Origin of the sequence: uncultured Sphingomonas sp. (genome assembly GCF_902806265.1) — a bacterium.
Lineage (GTDB): Bacteria > Pseudomonadota > Alphaproteobacteria > Sphingomonadales > Sphingomonadaceae > Sphingomicrobium.
Genome location: NZ_CADCVZ010000031.1, coordinates 21,190 through 37,134, shown reverse-complemented (window position 1 = coordinate 37,134; position 15,945 = coordinate 21,190). Strand labels below are relative to the sequence as shown.

Annotated in this window: 16 protein-coding genes and 1 pseudogene; 14 read left to right on the top strand and 3 right to left on the bottom strand. The window is 67.0% G+C overall.

What is annotated here, in order from left to right:
• The coding region (locus QZX62_RS07535) for a DMT family transporter (protein WP_294173356.1) at positions 1-421 on the bottom strand (421 nt) is incomplete at its 3' end.
• Positions 422-1,184: 763 nt separating this feature from the next.
• Between QZX62_RS07535 and QZX62_RS07530 the strand changes: the two are divergent.
• Positions 1,185-1,352: pseudogene (locus QZX62_RS07530) on the top strand (flagellin); the annotation flags it as partial.
• 95 nt (positions 1,353-1,447) lie between these two features.
• On the top strand, positions 1,448-2,002 hold the full coding sequence (dcd, locus tag QZX62_RS07525) for a dCTP deaminase (protein WP_294173353.1): 555 nt from the start codon (positions 1,448-1,450) through the stop codon (positions 2,000-2,002).
• Positions 2,003-2,078: 76 nt separating this feature from the next.
• Here the strand turns inward: dcd and rnr are convergent, their stop codons facing one another.
• Positions 2,079-4,346: a ribonuclease R gene (gene rnr / locus QZX62_RS07520; RefSeq protein ID WP_294173352.1), complete on the bottom strand. Its 2,268-nt coding sequence runs from the start codon at positions 4,344-4,346 to the stop codon at positions 2,079-2,081.
• 257 nt (positions 4,347-4,603) lie between these two features.
• A complete protein-coding gene (locus QZX62_RS07515) occupies positions 4,604-6,001 on the bottom strand; it encodes a M28 family peptidase (RefSeq protein WP_294173351.1) in 1,398 nt (465 codons plus the stop codon).
• An 85-nt stretch (positions 6,002-6,086) separates the two neighbouring features.
• On the opposite strand from QZX62_RS07515, the gene QZX62_RS07510 reads away from it, so the two are divergent.
• The 12 genes from QZX62_RS07510 (at position 6,087) to QZX62_RS07455 (ending at position 15,923) form a co-directional block, all read left to right on the top strand.
• Positions 6,087-7,586, top strand: coding sequence for a CoA-acylating methylmalonate-semialdehyde dehydrogenase (locus QZX62_RS07510; RefSeq protein WP_294173350.1), 1,500 nt, complete (start codon positions 6,087-6,089; stop codon positions 7,584-7,586).
• 167 nt (positions 7,587-7,753) lie between these two features.
• Positions 7,754-8,170, top strand: a complete 417-nt coding sequence (locus tag QZX62_RS07505) for a RidA family protein (protein WP_294173349.1) — start codon at positions 7,754-7,756, stop codon at positions 8,168-8,170.
• A 151-nt stretch (positions 8,171-8,321) separates the two neighbouring features.
• On the top strand, positions 8,322-8,774 hold the full coding sequence (locus QZX62_RS07500; RefSeq protein ID WP_294173348.1) for a hypothetical protein: 453 nt from the start codon (positions 8,322-8,324) through the stop codon (positions 8,772-8,774).
• Positions 8,775-8,815: 41 nt separating this feature from the next.
• Positions 8,816-9,958, top strand: a complete 1,143-nt coding sequence (locus tag QZX62_RS07495) for an acyl-CoA dehydrogenase family protein (protein ID WP_294173346.1) — start codon at positions 8,816-8,818, stop codon at positions 9,956-9,958.
• Complete coding sequence (locus QZX62_RS07490; protein WP_294173345.1) at positions 9,955-11,046, top strand: enoyl-CoA hydratase/isomerase family protein; 1,092 nt, start codon at positions 9,955-9,957, stop codon at positions 11,044-11,046. Before QZX62_RS07495 ends, QZX62_RS07490 begins: the two co-directional genes overlap by 4 nt.
• 42 nt (positions 11,047-11,088) lie before the next feature.
• Entirely contained in the window at positions 11,089-11,865 is a 777-nt protein-coding gene (locus tag QZX62_RS07485; protein WP_294173343.1) for an enoyl-CoA hydratase-related protein, read from the top strand.
• Positions 11,866-11,988: 123 nt separating this feature from the next.
• The gene (gene mmsB / locus QZX62_RS07480; RefSeq protein WP_294173341.1) at positions 11,989-12,897 is read left to right on the top strand and encodes a 3-hydroxyisobutyrate dehydrogenase; all 909 of its coding nucleotides are present in this window, start codon (positions 11,989-11,991) and stop codon (positions 12,895-12,897) included.
• A 44-nt stretch (positions 12,898-12,941) separates the two neighbouring features.
• Positions 12,942-13,487 (top strand): cytochrome c, encoded by a 546-nt coding sequence (locus QZX62_RS07475; RefSeq protein ID WP_294173340.1) that lies wholly within the window; start codon positions 12,942-12,944, stop codon positions 13,485-13,487.
• Positions 13,462-14,166: a cytochrome b/b6 domain-containing protein gene (locus QZX62_RS07470; RefSeq protein WP_294173339.1), complete on the top strand. Its 705-nt coding sequence runs from the start codon at positions 13,462-13,464 to the stop codon at positions 14,164-14,166. Before QZX62_RS07475 ends, QZX62_RS07470 begins: the two co-directional genes overlap by 26 nt.
• 31 nt (positions 14,167-14,197) lie before the next feature.
• Complete coding sequence (locus QZX62_RS07465) at positions 14,198-14,770, top strand: NifU family protein (protein WP_294173338.1); 573 nt, start codon at positions 14,198-14,200, stop codon at positions 14,768-14,770.
• 68 nt (positions 14,771-14,838) lie between these two features.
• Positions 14,839-15,447 (top strand): tRNA (adenosine(37)-N6)-threonylcarbamoyltransferase complex dimerization subunit type 1 TsaB, encoded by a 609-nt coding sequence (tsaB, locus tag QZX62_RS07460; protein ID WP_294173337.1) that lies wholly within the window; start codon positions 14,839-14,841, stop codon positions 15,445-15,447.
• Positions 15,444-15,923 carry a GNAT family N-acetyltransferase gene (locus QZX62_RS07455; RefSeq protein ID WP_366926191.1) on the top strand — a complete coding sequence of 160 codons (480 nt, stop codon included), beginning with the start codon at positions 15,444-15,446 and terminating at the stop codon, positions 15,921-15,923. The genes tsaB and QZX62_RS07455 overlap by 4 nt, the downstream gene beginning before the upstream one ends.
• The last annotated feature ends 22 nt before the right edge of the window (positions 15,924-15,945 follow it).

The following is a 15,945-nucleotide window of genomic DNA, read 5'->3' as shown; positions in this document are numbered from 1 at the left end:
GCGTTGCAGCATGCGCAAGCAGTGCCGCCCACATCGGGCTGGTCGCGTTGAGGATAGCCGCTAGGGAGCTGGCGATATGAGTCTGCGCCCAGCCAAAAAGGGCAAAAGGCAGCAGATTATTCAAGATCGCGATGATGGCTAACGGTGCAATCAGTTGTCGCGGCAGTCCGAGCGGCTCGCGCCGCAGCAGCATGAACAGGGCCAGCGCCCCGGCGGCGATCAGCATCCGCAGCGCGACATAGGTCAGCGGAGGCCAGGTTCGGACAGCAACATGGATGAACAAGAAAGCGCTCCCCCAGATAGCGGCCAACGCGATTAATATGGCCCAGTGTCGGCCAGTCATGTGGAGCGTGATCACTGCGGCAACCTGCAACGGCTCCGGCCTGATGTCGTCCCGCCGCTTGCCCTCAAACTCAGTCAACGTTTCCATTTCCCGCTTCTCCGCTGCTGAGTTGCCTAGCCGGGTAACAGGCGGGCTGACCAACAAAGGGGTTGGTTCACGCCATAAGGTCAGCTTATCCGTGCTAGCTTCCAGTAGCCTGTTAGTGTGCAGGGGCTGCCGCTTGGCTCGACCGCTATGGTCTAGGAGGAGCCTTCCAGAGCTTTAGCTTGTCGCCGATATACGGCGCCGACCTATCGGTTGAATGTCCGGTATGGGTTCCGGGGCGGAAGGGACTGGCCTCGAGAGGTAGTTGCGGAGCATGGCGGCCGGCCTGCCGGTCGCCCTCGAGCGGAACCAACTCAATATATCTGTGCGAAAGCGTCATGAGTTCGCACGGGCTAGGACCGAAGCCTAAGCAATCACTCCTGGCCTTGGCTTCCCTCTCCCGATCTTGGGCGCAGCGGCGCGCTGGGCGTGGACGCGGGCGAGCAGGGCCGTGGCGGGTTCGTCGTTCGCGTTCTGTGGCACCAGCTCGCCGCGGAAGGCGCGCGCGAGGATGGTGGCTTCGACCGGTCGAGCAGCCCCCGGACGCGAGCGGCTTCGGCGTCGAGGCGGTCGGCGCGGTTTAATGCGGTACCTAGCTAGTGAGCAATCGCAGCACGCGCATCTGGGTCCGGCCACAACACACAGGAGGATTTCACGGTGTTTGGACTAATATTCGGTTGTGCCCCGCCGAAGCATCCGCCTCGATCTTGGTCCAGGTATACTGGAGAAACCTGAGAGGCAGGCGCTGATCAAAGGCAGCAAACTGAGCGACGTGGTCGAGGCCGGCATCGGAAACCTTGTCGACGCCGACCTCGCCACGGAGTCCGCAAGACTCCAGGCGCTTCAGGGCAAGCAGCAGCTGGGCATCCGAGCGCTGTCGATCGCCAATCAGGCTCCCCAGACGATCATGTCGCTGTTCCGTTAATCGGAACGCGGACAGCTCAATTGTTGCGGGCGGGCCGGGGGTGCGTACCACCCCGGCCCTTTCGCGTTTGCCGGACGCCGGTTAGGCGGCACTTCATGAGCATCCTTTCCGACCGCTGGATTCGCGAGCAGGCCACCCAACAAGGCATGATCGAGCCGTTCGTCGAGGCGCAGCGCCGCGACGGCTGCATCAGCTACGGCCTGTCCTCCTATGGCTACGACGCCCGGGTATCGGACGAGTTCAAGATTTTCACTAATGTCGACAACGCGATCGTCGACCCCAAGGATTTCGCGTCGAACAGTTTCGTCGACCGCCGCACGGACGTGTGCATCATCCCGCCCAACAGCTTCGCGCTCGCCCGCACGGTCGAGTATTTCCGGGTACCGCGCGACGTGCTGGTAATCTGCCTCGGCAAATCGACCTACGCGCGCTGCGGGATCATTGTAAACGTGACCCCGCTCGAGCCCGGTTGGGAGGGCCATGTAACTTTGGAGTTCTCCAACACGACGCCGCTGCCCGCCCGCATCTACGCCAACGAGGGCGCCTGCCAGTTCCTGTTCCTCCAGGGCAACGAGCCGTGCGAGGTGAGTTACGCCGACCGCGCCGGCAAGTACCAGGGCCAGCGTGGCGTCACCCTGCCGCGGCTGTGATCTTTGTCGACAAACGGCGCTTGGCGGCACTTACCCCAGTCCCGCCTTGCTCGAAGCCACTGATGGCGGAGCAGTATCAGCGGGGTCCGCGGCCCTGGTGCCGGATGTTTGCGGGCCGACCGCGCTTGCCCATGGGCGGTTTTCGAACCCGGTCGCGCCGCGGCGGCATGGCGTACCGGCCTTCCGGCAGTTCGAAGCGCAAACCGCCGCTCACCGGGTTTGCCTCGGCCAGCCGCAGCTTGAGTCGCTGGCCCACCCGGTAGGTCTCCTCTGAGTCCTCCCCGATCAGCGAACGGGAAGCCTCATCGTAGCGGAAATACTCGTTGCCGAGTTCCTTGGCGAGGACCAGCCCGTCGCCGCCGAGCCCGTCCACCGTGGCAAAGAAGCCGAAGGGCTGCACGCCGGTGATCCGGCAGTCGACCAGCTCACCCACATGGTCGGCGAGGTAGGCGGCCACATAGCGGTCGATCGTCTCGCGCTCCGCCTCCATCGCGCGGCGCTCGAGCTGGGAAATGCTTTCGCCGATCTCCGTGAAGCGCTCGGCGTCGTCGGCCGGTAGCCCGCCCTCGCCCAGCCGGTAGGCGCTGACAAGGCTGCGGTGCACTAGCAGGTCGGCGTAGCGGCGGATTGGCGAGGTGAAGTGGCCGTAGCTGCCCAGCGAGAGGCCGAAGTGGCCGAGGTTGTCGGGCGAGTAGCGCGCCTGGGTCTGGGTGCGGAGCAACTGCTCCATGATCTCCGGCCGGGCTTCGCTCTCTCCGACGCGCTCGATGATGCGATTGAAAGTGGCGGGCTTGATCACCTGGCCAAGCGCGAACTCCAGGTCGAAGGTGGCGAGATAATCCTTGAGGGCAGTCAGCTTCTCGCGGCCGGGCGCCTCGTGGACGCGGTACATGACCGGCGCCTTCTTATACTCCAGCGCCTTGGCCGCGGCGACGTTGGCGGCGATCATGAAGTCCTCGACCAGCCGATGCGCGTCCAGCCGCTCGCGGGGAGCGACGGAAGCGATGCGGCCTTTCTCGTCGAGCACGACCTGGCGTTCAGGTAAATCCAGCTCCAGCGGCTCGCGGCGGTTGCGTGCGGCGAGCAGGGCGGACCAGCAGCCCCACAGAGGCTTAAGCGCGGTTTCGACCAGCGCCGACGATACCAGGCCTTCGATCTCCGGCATCGAGCAGGGTGAGGACGAGACCTCGGTCCGCTCGTCCCTACTCGCGTCGTAGGCTGCCTGTGCATCCTCATAGGCGATGTTGGCGGCGACACGGATTACCGCGCGGGTGAAGCGCCAGCTCTTGAGGGTGCCGTCCTTGGCGACCTCCAGGTGACAGGCCAGGGCCGCCCGGTCCTCGCCTTCCTTCAGCGAGCAGATGTCGGACGACAGCTCATGGGGGAGCATGGGAACGACGCGGTCGGGGAAGTAGACGCTGTTGCCGCGGCGACGGGCCTCGCGGTCGAGGTGGCTGATCGGGCGGACGTAGTAGCTGACGTCGGCGATGGCGACGGTCGCATCCCAGCCGCCGTCCTCCCGCGCCTGGGCCCAGATGGCGTCGTCATGGTCGCGGGCGTCGGCCGGGTCGATGGCGACGATCGGCAGGTGGCGCAGGTCCTCGCGGTTCTCGCCCCGCGGCAAGTCTGAGACATGCCGCGCTTCCGCGATCGTCTCATCGCCGAACTCGTGCGGCAGGCCGTGCTTGTGGATGGCGATGAGGCTGAAGCTGCGCGGGGCGAAGGGATCGCCGAGGATGGCGTCGACCCGGGCGGACACCCGCGGCGGACGTCCGGAGGGTTCGCACAGGACGAGGTCGCCGACTTGCGCGTCGCCGAGATCGCTGATTGGCAGCTCGCGCCGCTCGCGCTTGTCGACCGGGCGGAGCCAGTGGCGCTCGCCCTCCTGGTGGACCACGCCCAGCAGCAGGTCGGCGGAGCGCTGCAGCTTCTTCATCAGGTGCGCGACGTGGCCCTGCCCTCGCTCCTCGGTGCGGGCGAGGATGCGGTCGTTGAGCGCGAGGGCGGAGCGGCGGCCTTTCTCCATCACGCGAAGCTTGGGCGGCGGCCCCTCGCCCTGCCAGTTGTCGGGCACCGCGACCGCACCGTCCTCCACCGCGACGACCCGCAGAACGGTGACCTTGGGGACCCCGCCGGCCTTGTGGAACGTGCGGCCGGGCGAGCTGTCGATGAGGCCTTCATCGGCCATGTCCTTGAGCAGCGCCTTGAGGAGGATCTTCTCATGCCCCGACAAGCCGAACGCGCGGGCGATCTCGCGCTTGCCGGCGGGCTGGCCGGACTGCTGGATGAAGTCGAGGACCTGCTCGCGGGTGGGCAGGCCGATGTGGGCCGGTTTGCGGGGCATCAGCGACCGGCCAAGTTGACCCGGTTGACCATGGATCGCGTTTTTCGTGTGACCTTTGTGACCTGGAGGGTGGCGAGGCTTGAGGAGCTTGCGGTCGAGCGGGTGAAAAGCATGGCACAGCGCCTAACGCGCGGAGGGGCGTGTAGGACAGGAAATTCGTTTCAAGCGGTCATGCCGGGCTCGACCCGGCATCCGCCTTCCTTTGTCGCAAATGCACCGGAAAGGAAGGCGGACCCCGGCCCAGGGCCGGGGTGACGTTATTGCCCTGCGGGTGAAGGCGGCGGGGGGACGTAGGGCTTGAAGGCGCCGCCGGGTACGGCCGAGGCGACGGGGCTCTCGAAGCCGTTCGGGCTGACCGCCGAAACACCGAAGATCCAATCGTCGACGCGAACGCCCCGGAGCACTGCCGAGAAACCGCCCGGCGCTTCCTCCTGACCAGCCGCAGGGCTCTGCGACAGCGGTCGAACCGGACATTCGGCCCATTGCGCCGAGTCGGTCCGGCGGCAGTGAATGCGGAAGTTCGGGCCGCGCACGGCTTTCCAGCTGACGGTGGTGTCGGTCTTCACCGCGCCCTCTACCGTCGCCTCGGGCGGAGGCGGTGCGCTCGCCAGCGCCGCGAGCGCAGCGACGTTCAGCTTCACGACCTTGGTCAGATACGGGAAGTCCATCTTGTTGATGGTGTCGCCATACTCAATGCCGCCCTCGGTCCGAAGATCCTGGTGCTGGTGGTTGTAGTTCTCCACCGCCACCGAGAAGCGCACCGCAGGGTAGCCGGCGTTGAGGAACTCGGTGTGGTCGCCGCCGCGGCCAAAACGGTCGTTGCGCCAGATCGGCATGACGTCCAGGCCGATCCGCGGATACTTCTCGGCAAGGCTGTCGAGGTAGCGCGACAGGTTGCGTGATGGGGAGTCGTTCTCGCCGCCCAGGCTGCGCTGCCGGGCAGCAAGGTCCTCCCGCCCCTGCCACCGCGGGCCTTCGGAGAAAACGCGGACCTGATTGGCGTTGCATACCCCGTCCGAGCTGCAGCTGTTGCCGATGATGTCGTTGTTGAGGTTGGCGACCACGTTCCAGCCCTGCGCCTTGGCGTAATCGGCCAGGATCTTGCCGCCGAGCAGTCCCTGCTCCTCCCCGGACAGTGCGGCGTAGACGATGGTGCCTGGAAACTTGCTTCGGCTGAGCACCCGCGCCGCTTCCAACACCGCCGCGGTTCCGGAACCATCGTCGTTCGCCCCGGGCGAGTCCGCGGTTGCGTTCATCACGTCCGTCACCCGGCTGTCGATGTGCCCGGTGATGATCACCACGTCGTTCGGCCGCTCCGTCCCGCGCTGGATGGCGACCGCGTTGCACACCCGCGTCGGGGTCGGCACCCGGCGGCCGGTGACGGTGTCGCAGGTCTGGAGGGTCGGCAGACCGAGCCGCTTCATCTCCGCCTCGGCCCAACGCACGGACGCGCCGATGCCGCGCTTGGGGTCGGTCTGCGACGACAAGGTATGGCGGGTCCCGAAGCTGACGAGCTTCTGGATGTCCCCTCGGAGGCGCTGCTGCTGCACCCGGGCGAAGGCATCGCCGACAACGACCTGCGTGATCGGCGGCGGGGGAACGGCCGCCGCGGCGGAAGCGGATAAGGCGAACGGCAGGAACGCGAACTGGCGCATGAAACGGGTCTCCTCGACGGCGACAACTGGCATTCTCGGGGATGCTTGGCTAGGGCGCTCGCAACAGACTCAAGGGACCAGTTACATGCGGCAAATCGATCATTTCATCGGCGGCGGCAGCTTCGCCAGCGGGGAGCGCCAAGGCGAAGTCTTCAATCCGAGCCAGGGTCGGGTGCAGGCGAACGTCTGCCTCGGCACCGCCGCGGACCTGCAGCGCGCGGTGGACGCCGCCAACGCCGCCCTCCCCGGCTGGGCCGCGACCAACCCGCAGCGCCGCGCGCGGGTGATGTTCAACTTCAAGGCGCTGGTCGAAGCCAATATGCAGGAGCTGGCCGAGCTGCTCGCCTCCGAGCATGGCAAGGTCGTCGCCGACGCCAAGGGCGACATCCAGCGCGGGCTGGAGGTAATCGAGTTCGCATGCGGCATCCCGCATGCGCTGAAAGGCGAGTACACCCAGGGCGCGGGGCCGGGGATCGACGTCTATTCGATGCGCCAGCCGCTGGGCATTGTGTGCGGGATCACGCCGTTCAACTTTCCGGCGATGATCCCGATGTGGATGTTCGGCGTCGCCATTGCCTGCGGCAACGCCTTTGTACTCAAGCCCAGCGAGCGCGACCCGTCGGTGCCGGTGCGGCTGGCCGAGCTGATGAAGGAAGCGGGGCTGCCCGACGGCATCCTCAACGTCGTCCATGGCGACAAGGAGATGGTCGACGCGATCCTCGACCATCCGGAGATCAAGGCGATCAGCTTCGTCGGATCGTCCGATATCGCGCACTATATCTACTCGCGCGGCACGGCGAACGGGAAGCGGGTGCAGGCGTTCGGCGGTGCCAAGAACCACGGCGTGGTCATGCCCGACGCCGATCTCGACCAGGTGGTGAACGACCTCGCCGGAGCGGCCTTCGGCTCGGCGGGAGAGCGCTGCATGGCGTTGCCGGTGGTGGTTCCGGTCGGCGACAAGACGGCGGACGCGCTGCGGAAGAAGCTGATCCCGGCGATCGAGGCGCTGCGGGTGGGCGTGTCGACCGACCCTGACGCGCACTACGGACCGGTGGTCAACGCCGCGCACAAGGAGCGGGTCGAGAACTGGATCCAGACCTGCGTCGACGAGGGCGGCGAGCTGGTGGTCGACGGCCGCGGCTTCACCTTGCAGGGGCATGAGGAAGGCTTCTTCATCGGGCCGACTTTTATTGACCGGGTGCAGCCGACGTTCTGCTCCTACCAGGAGGAGATCTTCGGCCCCGTGCTCCAGATGGTCCGCGCGCCCGACTTCGAGACCGCGGTCCGGCTGCCGAGCGAGCATCAGTATGGCAACGGCGTCGCCATCTTCACCCGCAATGGGCACGCCGCCCGCGAGTTCGCGGCGCGGGTGAACGTCGGCATGGTCGGGGTGAACGTGCCGATCCCGGTGCCGGTCGCCTATCACACCTTCGGCGGGTGGAAGCGGTCGGGCTTCGGCGACATCAACCAGCATGGCATGGAAGGCGTGCGGTTCTGGACCAAGACCAAGACCATCACGCAGCGCTGGCCGGATGGGTCGGCGACGGGCGACGAGAATGCCTTCGTCATCCCGACGATGGGGTAATCTCAGCTCATGGCAGAGAACAGCATGTCCGATCAGCCGGCCTCAGCTAGCGACACTGGCACCCCGGAGCGGGTCGCGTTCGATATGGCCAAGCAGATCGCAATCTATGAGTTCAGCGAGAAACGAAGGCATCCTACTAGAGCTGAGTTCCTGGGGCTCTACGCAGAATGTCTGAAAGCAGTTCGGGGAGTCCGGTAGTTCTGCAAGCGGCCTCCGGCGTCTCGCCCTATGAAGCAGTCTATGGCTTCTCGCGTGCGGTCCGGGTCGGGGATCGTATCCTCGTGTCCGGCACTGCGCCGGTAGAACCGGATGGCTCCTCGACGCGGGGCGATGCGGCGGCGCAGGCGCGGCGGTGTTTTGCGATCATCCTCCAGGCGGTGGAGGAGCTTGGCGGCTCGGCGGCCGATGTGGTCCGCACCCGGATGTTCATCACCGATGCAGCCGACGCGGACCAGGTGGGCGCGGTGCATGGCGAGCTGTTCCGCGACGTCCGCCCGGCCGCGACCATGGTGGTGGTCAGCGCGCTGCTGCGCGATGAGTGGCGGGTCGAGATCGAGGCTGAAGCGTTGTTAGTTCATGGATAAGGCATTGGTTCTGCTGGCAATTGCCCTTGCGACTGCGGCTTGCCGGCCATCGGGCGATAAGGTCGACGCAGCGGAGAGCGGCGCTGTCGCCACCGGTGGAGCCCCAAGTTCCGGACGAAGCGGCGGGGATCCCGTGGCCCGGGGCGCAGAGATGGCCACCGCCGAGACGTTGCCGACCAACGCCGTGGTTGCCGAGCCGGGAGCCGACCCGGCGGAGCAGCAGGATGCGCTGGTCAATGCTGCGCGGGCTAGCACCGCGAACCTCCCTGCCAACACGGCTGAACAGAACAGCGTGGAGCCCGCCCCCGCGCCGACCATTCCGGCCGACTACCGCGGCAGCTGGGGTCTGGTCGCAGCCGACTGCACCTCCACCCGGGGCGATGCCAAGGGGCTGATCCGCATCGGCGAGCGAACGGTGCGCTTATACGAATCCACGGCGACCCTGATGGAGCGGCTGCCCGCCCCGGCAGGACGGTTCAGCGGAGCCTTCAGCTACACGGGCGAAGGGCAGAGCTGGGAAACCGTGACCAGCTACTCGCGCCAGGGGGACACGCTGACTCGGACCGAAGGCGCACAGGGGTTCAGTTACACCCGCTGTCGTTAACAGGCTGGAAACCGCGGCGGACCCTCTGCTAGGGCCGGGCCATGCACCAGTTCGAGCTTACCGACGACCAGCTCCAGATCCAGGAGATGGCCCGGCAATTCACCGCGGCCGAGATCACGCCCAACGCGGGTGAGTGGGACGAGAAGCACATCTTCCCCGTGGACACGATCCGCAAGGCGGCGGAGCTGGGCTTCGGCGCCATCTATGTGTCGGAGGAGAGCGGCGGGATCGGGCTCGGGCGGCTGGAATCCGCGCTGATCATGGAGGCCATGGCCTACGGCTGCCCGTCGACCAGCGCGTTCATCTCCATCCACAACATGACGGCGTGGATGATCGACCGCTTCGGCTCCGACGATGTGAAAAGCCGCTACCTGCCCTCCATGATCCCGATGGAGCGGATGGGCAGCTATTGCCTGACCGAGCCCGCGTCCGGGTCCGACGCGGCGGCGCTGAAGACCAAGGCGGTGCTGGACGGCGACCATTATGTGGTGAGCGGGTCCAAGGCGTTCATCTCGGGCGGCGGCGAGAACGACATCTATGTGACGATGGTGCGTACCGGTGGCGAGGGACCGAAGGGCATCACCGCGCTGGTGATCGAAAAGGACATGGCCGGAGTCAGCTTCGGCGCGCAGGAGAAGAAGCTCGGCTGGCATTCGCAGCCCACTGCCCAGGTCAACTTCGACGAGGTGCGGGTGCCGGTCGGCAACCGCGTGGGCGGCGAAGGCGAGGGCTTCCGCATCGCGATGATGGGGCTCGACGGCGGGCGGCTCAACATCGGGGCCTGCTCGCTCGGCGGAGCACAGCGCTGCCTGGACGAGGCGATCGGCTATACGAAGACCCGCACCCAATTCGGCCAGCCGCTGACGGAGTTTCAAAACACGCAGTTCACTCTGGCGGACATGGAGACCGAGCTGCAGGCCGCCCGGTGGCTGCTCTATGTCGCGGCCGCCAAGGTCACGGCGAACGCCCCCGACAAGACCAAGTTCGCGGCGATGGCCAAGCGGCTGGCGACCGACACCGGTTCCAGTGTGGTCGATCGCGCGCTGCAACTGCACGGCGGCTACGGCTATCTCCAGGACTACCCGATCGAGCGCTTCTGGCGCGACCTGCGCGTCCACTCGATCCTGGAAGGCACCAACCAGGTCATGCGGGTGATCACGTCGCGCGAAATGCTGCGGCAGTGACTTCGGACGTCCTGACCTCCGTCGAGGGCCCGGTCGGCCGAGTCCGGCTGAACCGGCCCAAGGCGCTCCATGCCCTCACCCGGGAGATGTGCGAGGCCATCAGCGAAGCACTGCTTGCCTGGCGCGGGGATCCTGCGGTCAAGGCGGTGGTGATCGACCATGCGGAAGGCCGCGGCTTCTGCGCGGGCGGCGACGTGGTCATGCTGGCGAGGAGCGGTGCCGGAGACGCGGTCGAGGCCAACGCCTTTTTCCATGCCGAGTACCGGCTGAACCACCTGCTGTTCACCTATCCCAAGCCAACGGTGGCGCTGATGGACGGCATCACCATGGGCGGCGGGGTCGGCATCTCCCTGCCGTGCAAGTTCCGGGTGGCGACGGAGAACACGCGGCTGGCGATGCCGGAAACAGGGATCGGCCTGTTCCCGGACGTGGGCGGGGGCTGGTACCTGTCGCGGCTGCCGGGGCGGGTCGGACAGTTCATGGCGCTGACCGGCGCGCGGCTCGATGGGGCCGAATGCAAGTACCTCGGGCTTGCCACCCATTATGTGGAGCAGGCGTCCCTGCCCGAGCTGGTCGAGCGGATCGGCAAGACGCCGGGCCGGGTGAACGGCGCGATCGGCAATTTCGCGGGGATCGCGCCTGACGCCAAGATTGCCGCCAACCAGATCGCGATCGCCAAGCTGTTCGCGTCCGACCGGCTGGAGAACGTGGTCAAGTGCCTGGAGGAGGACGGGGGCGACTGGGCGCAAAGTGAGCTGGCGACGATTAAGTCCAAGAGCCCGCTTTCGTGCAAAGTGTCGCTGCGGCTGCTCGCGGAGGGGGAAAACCGGCGCGACTTCGCCGACGAGATGCGGGCGGAGTATGCACTGGCGACGCATGTGGTCAGGACCCACGACTTCGTGGAAGGCGTACGGGCGCTGCTGATCGACAAGACCGGTGATCCGCAGTGGGAGCCCGCCGCGCCGGAAGCGGTCACGGACGAAATGCTGGACGAGCTGTTCGCACCCCTTCCGGAAGGCGAGGAGTGGACGCCGTACGACGTCGTCCCGCCGCAGGCCGGGACCTCCATCGTGGACGAGCGCAAGTAACAGCTGGGATCCCGGCCTTCGCCGGGATGACGGAGGGAAGCATTGACCGACTACAACACCATCATCGTCGAGCAGCGCGACGCCGTTACGCTGGTCACCCTGAACCGCCCGCAGGCGCTGAACGCGCTCAATAGCGAGGTGCTGCGCGAGCTGATCGCCGCCTTTGCTACCTATGATGCCGACGACGGCCAGCGCTGCCTGGTGCTGACCGGCTCCGAAAAGGCCTTCGCGGCGGGGGCGGACATTAAGGAGATGCAGGCGCAGGGCTTCGCCGACATGTACGCGAGCGACTTCTTCGCAGGGTGGGAGAAGGTCACCGCGACGCGCAAGCCGTGGATCGCGGCGGTCGGCGGCTTCGCGCTCGGCGGCGGGTGCGAGGTGGCGATGATGGCCGACTTCATCATCGCGGCGGACACGGCGAAGTTCGGGCAGCCGGAGATCAAGCTCGGTGTCACGCCGGGCATGGGCGGCTCGCAGCGGCTGCTGCACGCGGTTGGCAAGGCCAAGGCGATGGAGATGTGCCTGACGGGGCGGATGATGGGTGCGGAGGAGGCGCTGGCGTCGGGGCTGGTGGCGCGGGTTGTGCCAGCGGCAAGCCTGCTCGAAGAAGCGCTGAAGACCGCGGGCGAGATCGCCGGCATGGCACCGCTAGCGGCGATCGCGTGCAAGGAGATGGTGGGCGCCGCGTTCGAGATGCCGCTGGCACAGGGGATCCGGTTCGAGCGTCGCCTGTTCCACGGCCTGTTCGGGAGCGAGGACCAGAAGGAAGGCATGGCCGCCTTTGTGGAGAAGCGGCCGGGCCAGTGGAGGGCGCGCTGATCGTCATTGCGAGGAGCGCAGCGACGGATCGAAGAGACCAAAGGGCAAGCAATCCAGTGACCTGAGCCGAGCGGAAGTGAACTGGATTGCTTCGCTTCGCTCGCAATGACGAGGGATCAGTAAATGGCACGCGTCGCATTCATCGGCCTGGGCAACATGGGCGGGGGCATGGCCGCGAACCTGGCGAAGTCGGGCCATGAGGTCCGTGCGTTCGACCTTAGCGAAGACGCGCTTGCCCGGGCTGAGGCCAAGGGCTGCAGCCGCGCGCGTGACGCTGCGGAGGCGGGGCGCGATGCCGAAGCGGTCATTACTATGCTCCCGGCCGGCAAGCACGTCGCCGAGGTCTATCGCTCCGCCGTGTTCGGCCAGGCGCCCACCAGTGCCATCCTGATCGACTGCTCGACGATTGACGTGGACACCGCCAAGAAGATCGAAGCCGAGGCGCAGCAGCAAGGCTACGCCATGGTCGACGCGCCCGTATCCGGCGGGATCGCGGCCGCGGAGGCGGGAACCCTCACCTTCATGGTCGGCGGCAGCGACGACGGCTTCGCGCGGGCCCAGCCCTACCTCGAGCAGATGGGCAAGGCGGTGATCCACGCCGGGACCAGCGGCGCGGGTCAGGCGGCGAAGATCGTCAACAACATGCTGCTGGGAGTCACCATGGCCGGCACCTGCGAGGCATTTGTGCTGGCGCAGAAGCTCGGGCTGGATCCGCAGGTATTCTTTGACATCTCGTCCAAGGCGTCGGGCCAGAGCTGGTCGATGACGAGCTATTGCCCGGTTCCGGGGGTTGGGCCCGAAACGCCGGCCGACCGCAACTATGACGGGGGCTTCGCGGCGGCGCTGATGCTCAAGGACCTCAAGCTGGCGATGGAGGCCGCGCAGAGCGTCGGCGCCTACACGCCGATGGGCGGCGAGGCGGAGGAGCTTTACCAGCGCTTCGTCAGCCGCGGCGGCGCGTCCAAGGACTTCTCCGCCATCATCAAGATGATCGACGACAGCTGGACGCCGCCTGCTGCAAGCGGCAACTAGTGGGTCAAAGTGGGCGTTGTCGCCGCCTGAACCGAGGAGAGCGTATGAACAAGCTGCTGGCCGCCGCCGCCGTCCTGACCCTTGCCGCCTGCAACAGCGGCGCGGAGGACGCCAACCAGACCCTTGCCGAAGCCAACGCCAGCGGCAACGAGATCGCCGCGCAAGCCGTCAACGAGATCGTCCAGTCGGATGCGACGCCGCTCGAGAAGCAGCAGGCGCTGGCGCTGATGAAAGAGCGGCACGAAGGTTATGAAAAGATCGGCAAGGCGATGCGCCAGGCCAAGCAGGCGATCGACGCCGGCAACGGCGCCGGGGTCCGCGCTCCGGCTGAGCAGATCGCGCAGATCGCTCCGGAGGCGATCGGCTGGTTTCCGGCGGGAACCGGGCCCGACATCGGCAAGACGGACGCGAAGTCCGAGATCTGGTCGGAGCGCGCCGACTTCGATGCCGGCATGAAGAACTTCCAAACCGCCGCCGTCACCTTCCAGCAGGCGGCGCAGGGCAGCGATCTCGAGCGGATGAAGGCTGCGCACGCGGACCTCGGCAAGACCTGCAAGAGCTGCCATGACCGGTTCAAGCAGGCCGACTGAGGCGGCTGTTGCCGATGCGGCGCTGGCGGTTCCTGTCTGGGATCTGCCCCTCCGCTTGTTCCACTGGACGCTGGTCGGGCTGATCGCCTTTTCCTGGTGGTCGGCGGAGAACGACCGGATCGAATGGCATCTGTGGTCCGGGCTTGGGGTCATGAGCCTGCTGATCTTTCGACTGCTGTGGGGTTTCTTCGGCAGCTCGACGGCGCGGTTCGGCAGCTTCGTGCGGGGACCGGGCGCGGTTCGGGAGTACTTAAGCAGCCCGCGCGACTGGCGCGGGATCGGGCACTCGCCGCTTGGCGCGTTGAGCGTGGTCGCGCTGCTGCTCCTGCTGCTGGTGCAGGTCTCCCTCGGGCTGGTGATGTCCGACGAGGACGGGGTGGTCTCGGGACCGCTTAACCGGTTGGTGAGCTTCGAAACGGCCGAGCGCGCCGGCGAGCTGCACGAGCTGTTGTTCAACGTGCTGCTGGCGCTGATTGCGCTGCACGTGGCCGCGATCCTTTTCTACCGGCTGGTGCTCGGCAAGCGGCTGACTGGCGCGATGATCACCGGACGGACCCTGGCGGATGGCGGAGCCGAGCCGATGCGGCGGGGCAAATGGTGGGCGGCGGTGCTCTGCCTGCTCGCGGGGATCGCGACCACACGTTGGATCGTTGCTGGAGCGCCGCCGCTGGGCACTTGATCGCGGTGCTGGCGGGCGCCACATCGCTCCCATGCTGATCGAAACCGAGACCACGCCCAATCCCGCGACCCGCAAGTTCCTGCCGGGCGTGCCCGTGATGGAGAGCGGCAGCCGCGACTTCCCGACGGCCGAGGCCGCCGAGGCCTCGCCGTTGGCCGCCGCGCTGTTCGCGAGTGGCGAGGTGGAAGGCGTGTTCTTCGGGCGCGACTTCATCTCGGTCACTGCGCTGCCCGAGGTCGACTGGCGCGGGCTGGAGATCGACGTCCTGCAGGTCCTGCTCGACCACTTTTCGAGCGGCGCGCCGCTGTTCCGGCCGGGCACCGCGGCGGGCATCGAGATCGCGACCGACAGCTTTGCCGACGACGACCCCGCCGACGCGGAGATCGTCGACCAGATCAAGGAACTGCTCGACACCCGCGTCCGTCCGGCAGTGGCGCAGGACGGCGGGGACATCGTCTACCGCGGCTACAGGCAAGGAACGCTGTACCTGGCCATGCAGGGCGCCTGCTCGGGTTGCCCTTCCTCCGCCGTGACCCTGAAGCGCGGCGTCGAGAGCCTGATCAAGCATTATGTTCCCGAGGTGGAGACGATCGAGGCCGTCTGACCTCGTCGAGGTCTTGCTCCCGCGTCCAAGCTGTGCCCACAATCACGCCCCCGTCGCTGGAGGCTCGCTTGATCCTTGCGTTCGATACGTCGACCGCCGCCTGCACCGCCGCCTTGTTCGCGGCGGATGGGATGCTGGTGGCCAGCGCGGACGAGGTGATCGGCCGCGGCCATGCCGAGCGGTTGGTGCCGATGATCGCGGAGCTGCTCGGCGCACGCCGGCCTGAGCGGGTGCTGGTCGGCTGCGGGCCAGGCAGCTTCACCGGCCTCAGGGTCGGCATCGCGGCAGCGCACGGGATGGCAATCGGCTGGGGCGCGGAGCTGGCCGGTTTCTCCTCGCTCGCCCTGCTGGCCGCAAGGAGTCCGGGCGCGGGGCCGATAGTCGCAGCGGTGCTAGGGGGTCACGGCGAGCTGTTCCTGCAGGAATTCGGCGGTTCGACCCGTGCAGCGCCCGGTCCGCTGCTCAACCTGCCGCCAGGCGCGGCCGCCGCGGTGGTTACCGCGCACCAGGCGATCGGACCGGGCGCGAGTGCGTTGGTGGAAGCGCGTGGGTGGGGCGAGGCGATCGAGGCGCTCCCGACCGCGTCGCACCTGCTGCGCTTGCCAGCCGAGCTGCGCAGCCTCCTCCCCCGGCCGATCTACCCGCGCGCGCCGGACGCCCGGCCCAAGGCCGCATGAGCAGCGTGCAGCCATCGCCCGTGGGGCAGCTCCGAGCCGCAGGCTGGGCCGATCTCGATGCTGTTATGGAGGTCATGAGCACGGCTTTCGATCCCGGCTTTGGAGAGGCCTGGACCCGCGCGCAGTGCGCCGGCATCCTGCCGATGGCTGGAGTGACCTTGACCCTTGCCGACGGTGGCAATTCGGTGCTCGGCTTTAGCCTGTTCCGCGAGGTGGCGGGCGAGTCCGAGCTGTTGCTCCTGGCAGTGGCTCCGGCCGCCCGGCACTGTGGCATCGGAACTCAGCTGATGCGCCACTATGTGGAAAGCGCGGGGCGTTCCGGGATTCGCAAGCTTCACCTGGAGGTTCGGGACAGTAACCCCGCCGTAAGTCTCTACCGGCAGCACGACTTCATCGTGGAAGGCCGTCGCCGCAACTATTATCGCGGTGCGGGCGGGCAACTTCACGATGCCCTTACCATGATCCGGCGAATATAGTGTATTAAGATGGAGCAGTCCG

Excerpts from the sequence above, each read along its gene's own strand:
- dcd (WP_294173353.1), top strand. The coding sequence starts at position 1,448 with ATGAGCATCCTTTCCGACCGCTGGATTCGCGAGCAGGCCACCCAACAA.
- rnr (WP_294173352.1), bottom strand. The coding sequence starts at position 4,346 with ATGCCCCGCAAACCGGCCCACATCGGCCTGCCCACCCGCGAGCAGGTC.
- QZX62_RS07515 (WP_294173351.1), bottom strand. The coding sequence starts at position 6,001 with ATGCGCCAGTTCGCGTTCCTGCCGTTCGCCTTATCCGCTTCCGCCGCG.
- QZX62_RS07510 (WP_294173350.1), top strand. The coding sequence starts at position 6,087 with ATGCGGCAAATCGATCATTTCATCGGCGGCGGCAGCTTCGCCAGCGGG.
- QZX62_RS07505 (WP_294173349.1), top strand. The coding sequence starts at position 7,754 with ATGTCTGAAAGCAGTTCGGGGAGTCCGGTAGTTCTGCAAGCGGCCTCC.
- QZX62_RS07500 (WP_294173348.1), top strand. The coding sequence starts at position 8,322 with ATGGCCACCGCCGAGACGTTGCCGACCAACGCCGTGGTTGCCGAGCCG.
- QZX62_RS07495 (WP_294173346.1), top strand. The coding sequence starts at position 8,816 with ATGCACCAGTTCGAGCTTACCGACGACCAGCTCCAGATCCAGGAGATG.
- mmsB (WP_294173341.1), top strand. The coding sequence starts at position 11,989 with ATGGCACGCGTCGCATTCATCGGCCTGGGCAACATGGGCGGGGGCATG.
- QZX62_RS07475 (WP_294173340.1), top strand. The coding sequence starts at position 12,942 with ATGAACAAGCTGCTGGCCGCCGCCGCCGTCCTGACCCTTGCCGCCTGC.
- QZX62_RS07470 (WP_294173339.1), top strand. The coding sequence starts at position 13,462 with ATGACCGGTTCAAGCAGGCCGACTGAGGCGGCTGTTGCCGATGCGGCG.
- QZX62_RS07465 (WP_294173338.1), top strand. The coding sequence starts at position 14,198 with ATGCTGATCGAAACCGAGACCACGCCCAATCCCGCGACCCGCAAGTTC.
- QZX62_RS07455 (WP_366926191.1), top strand. The coding sequence starts at position 15,444 with ATGAGCAGCGTGCAGCCATCGCCCGTGGGGCAGCTCCGAGCCGCAGGC.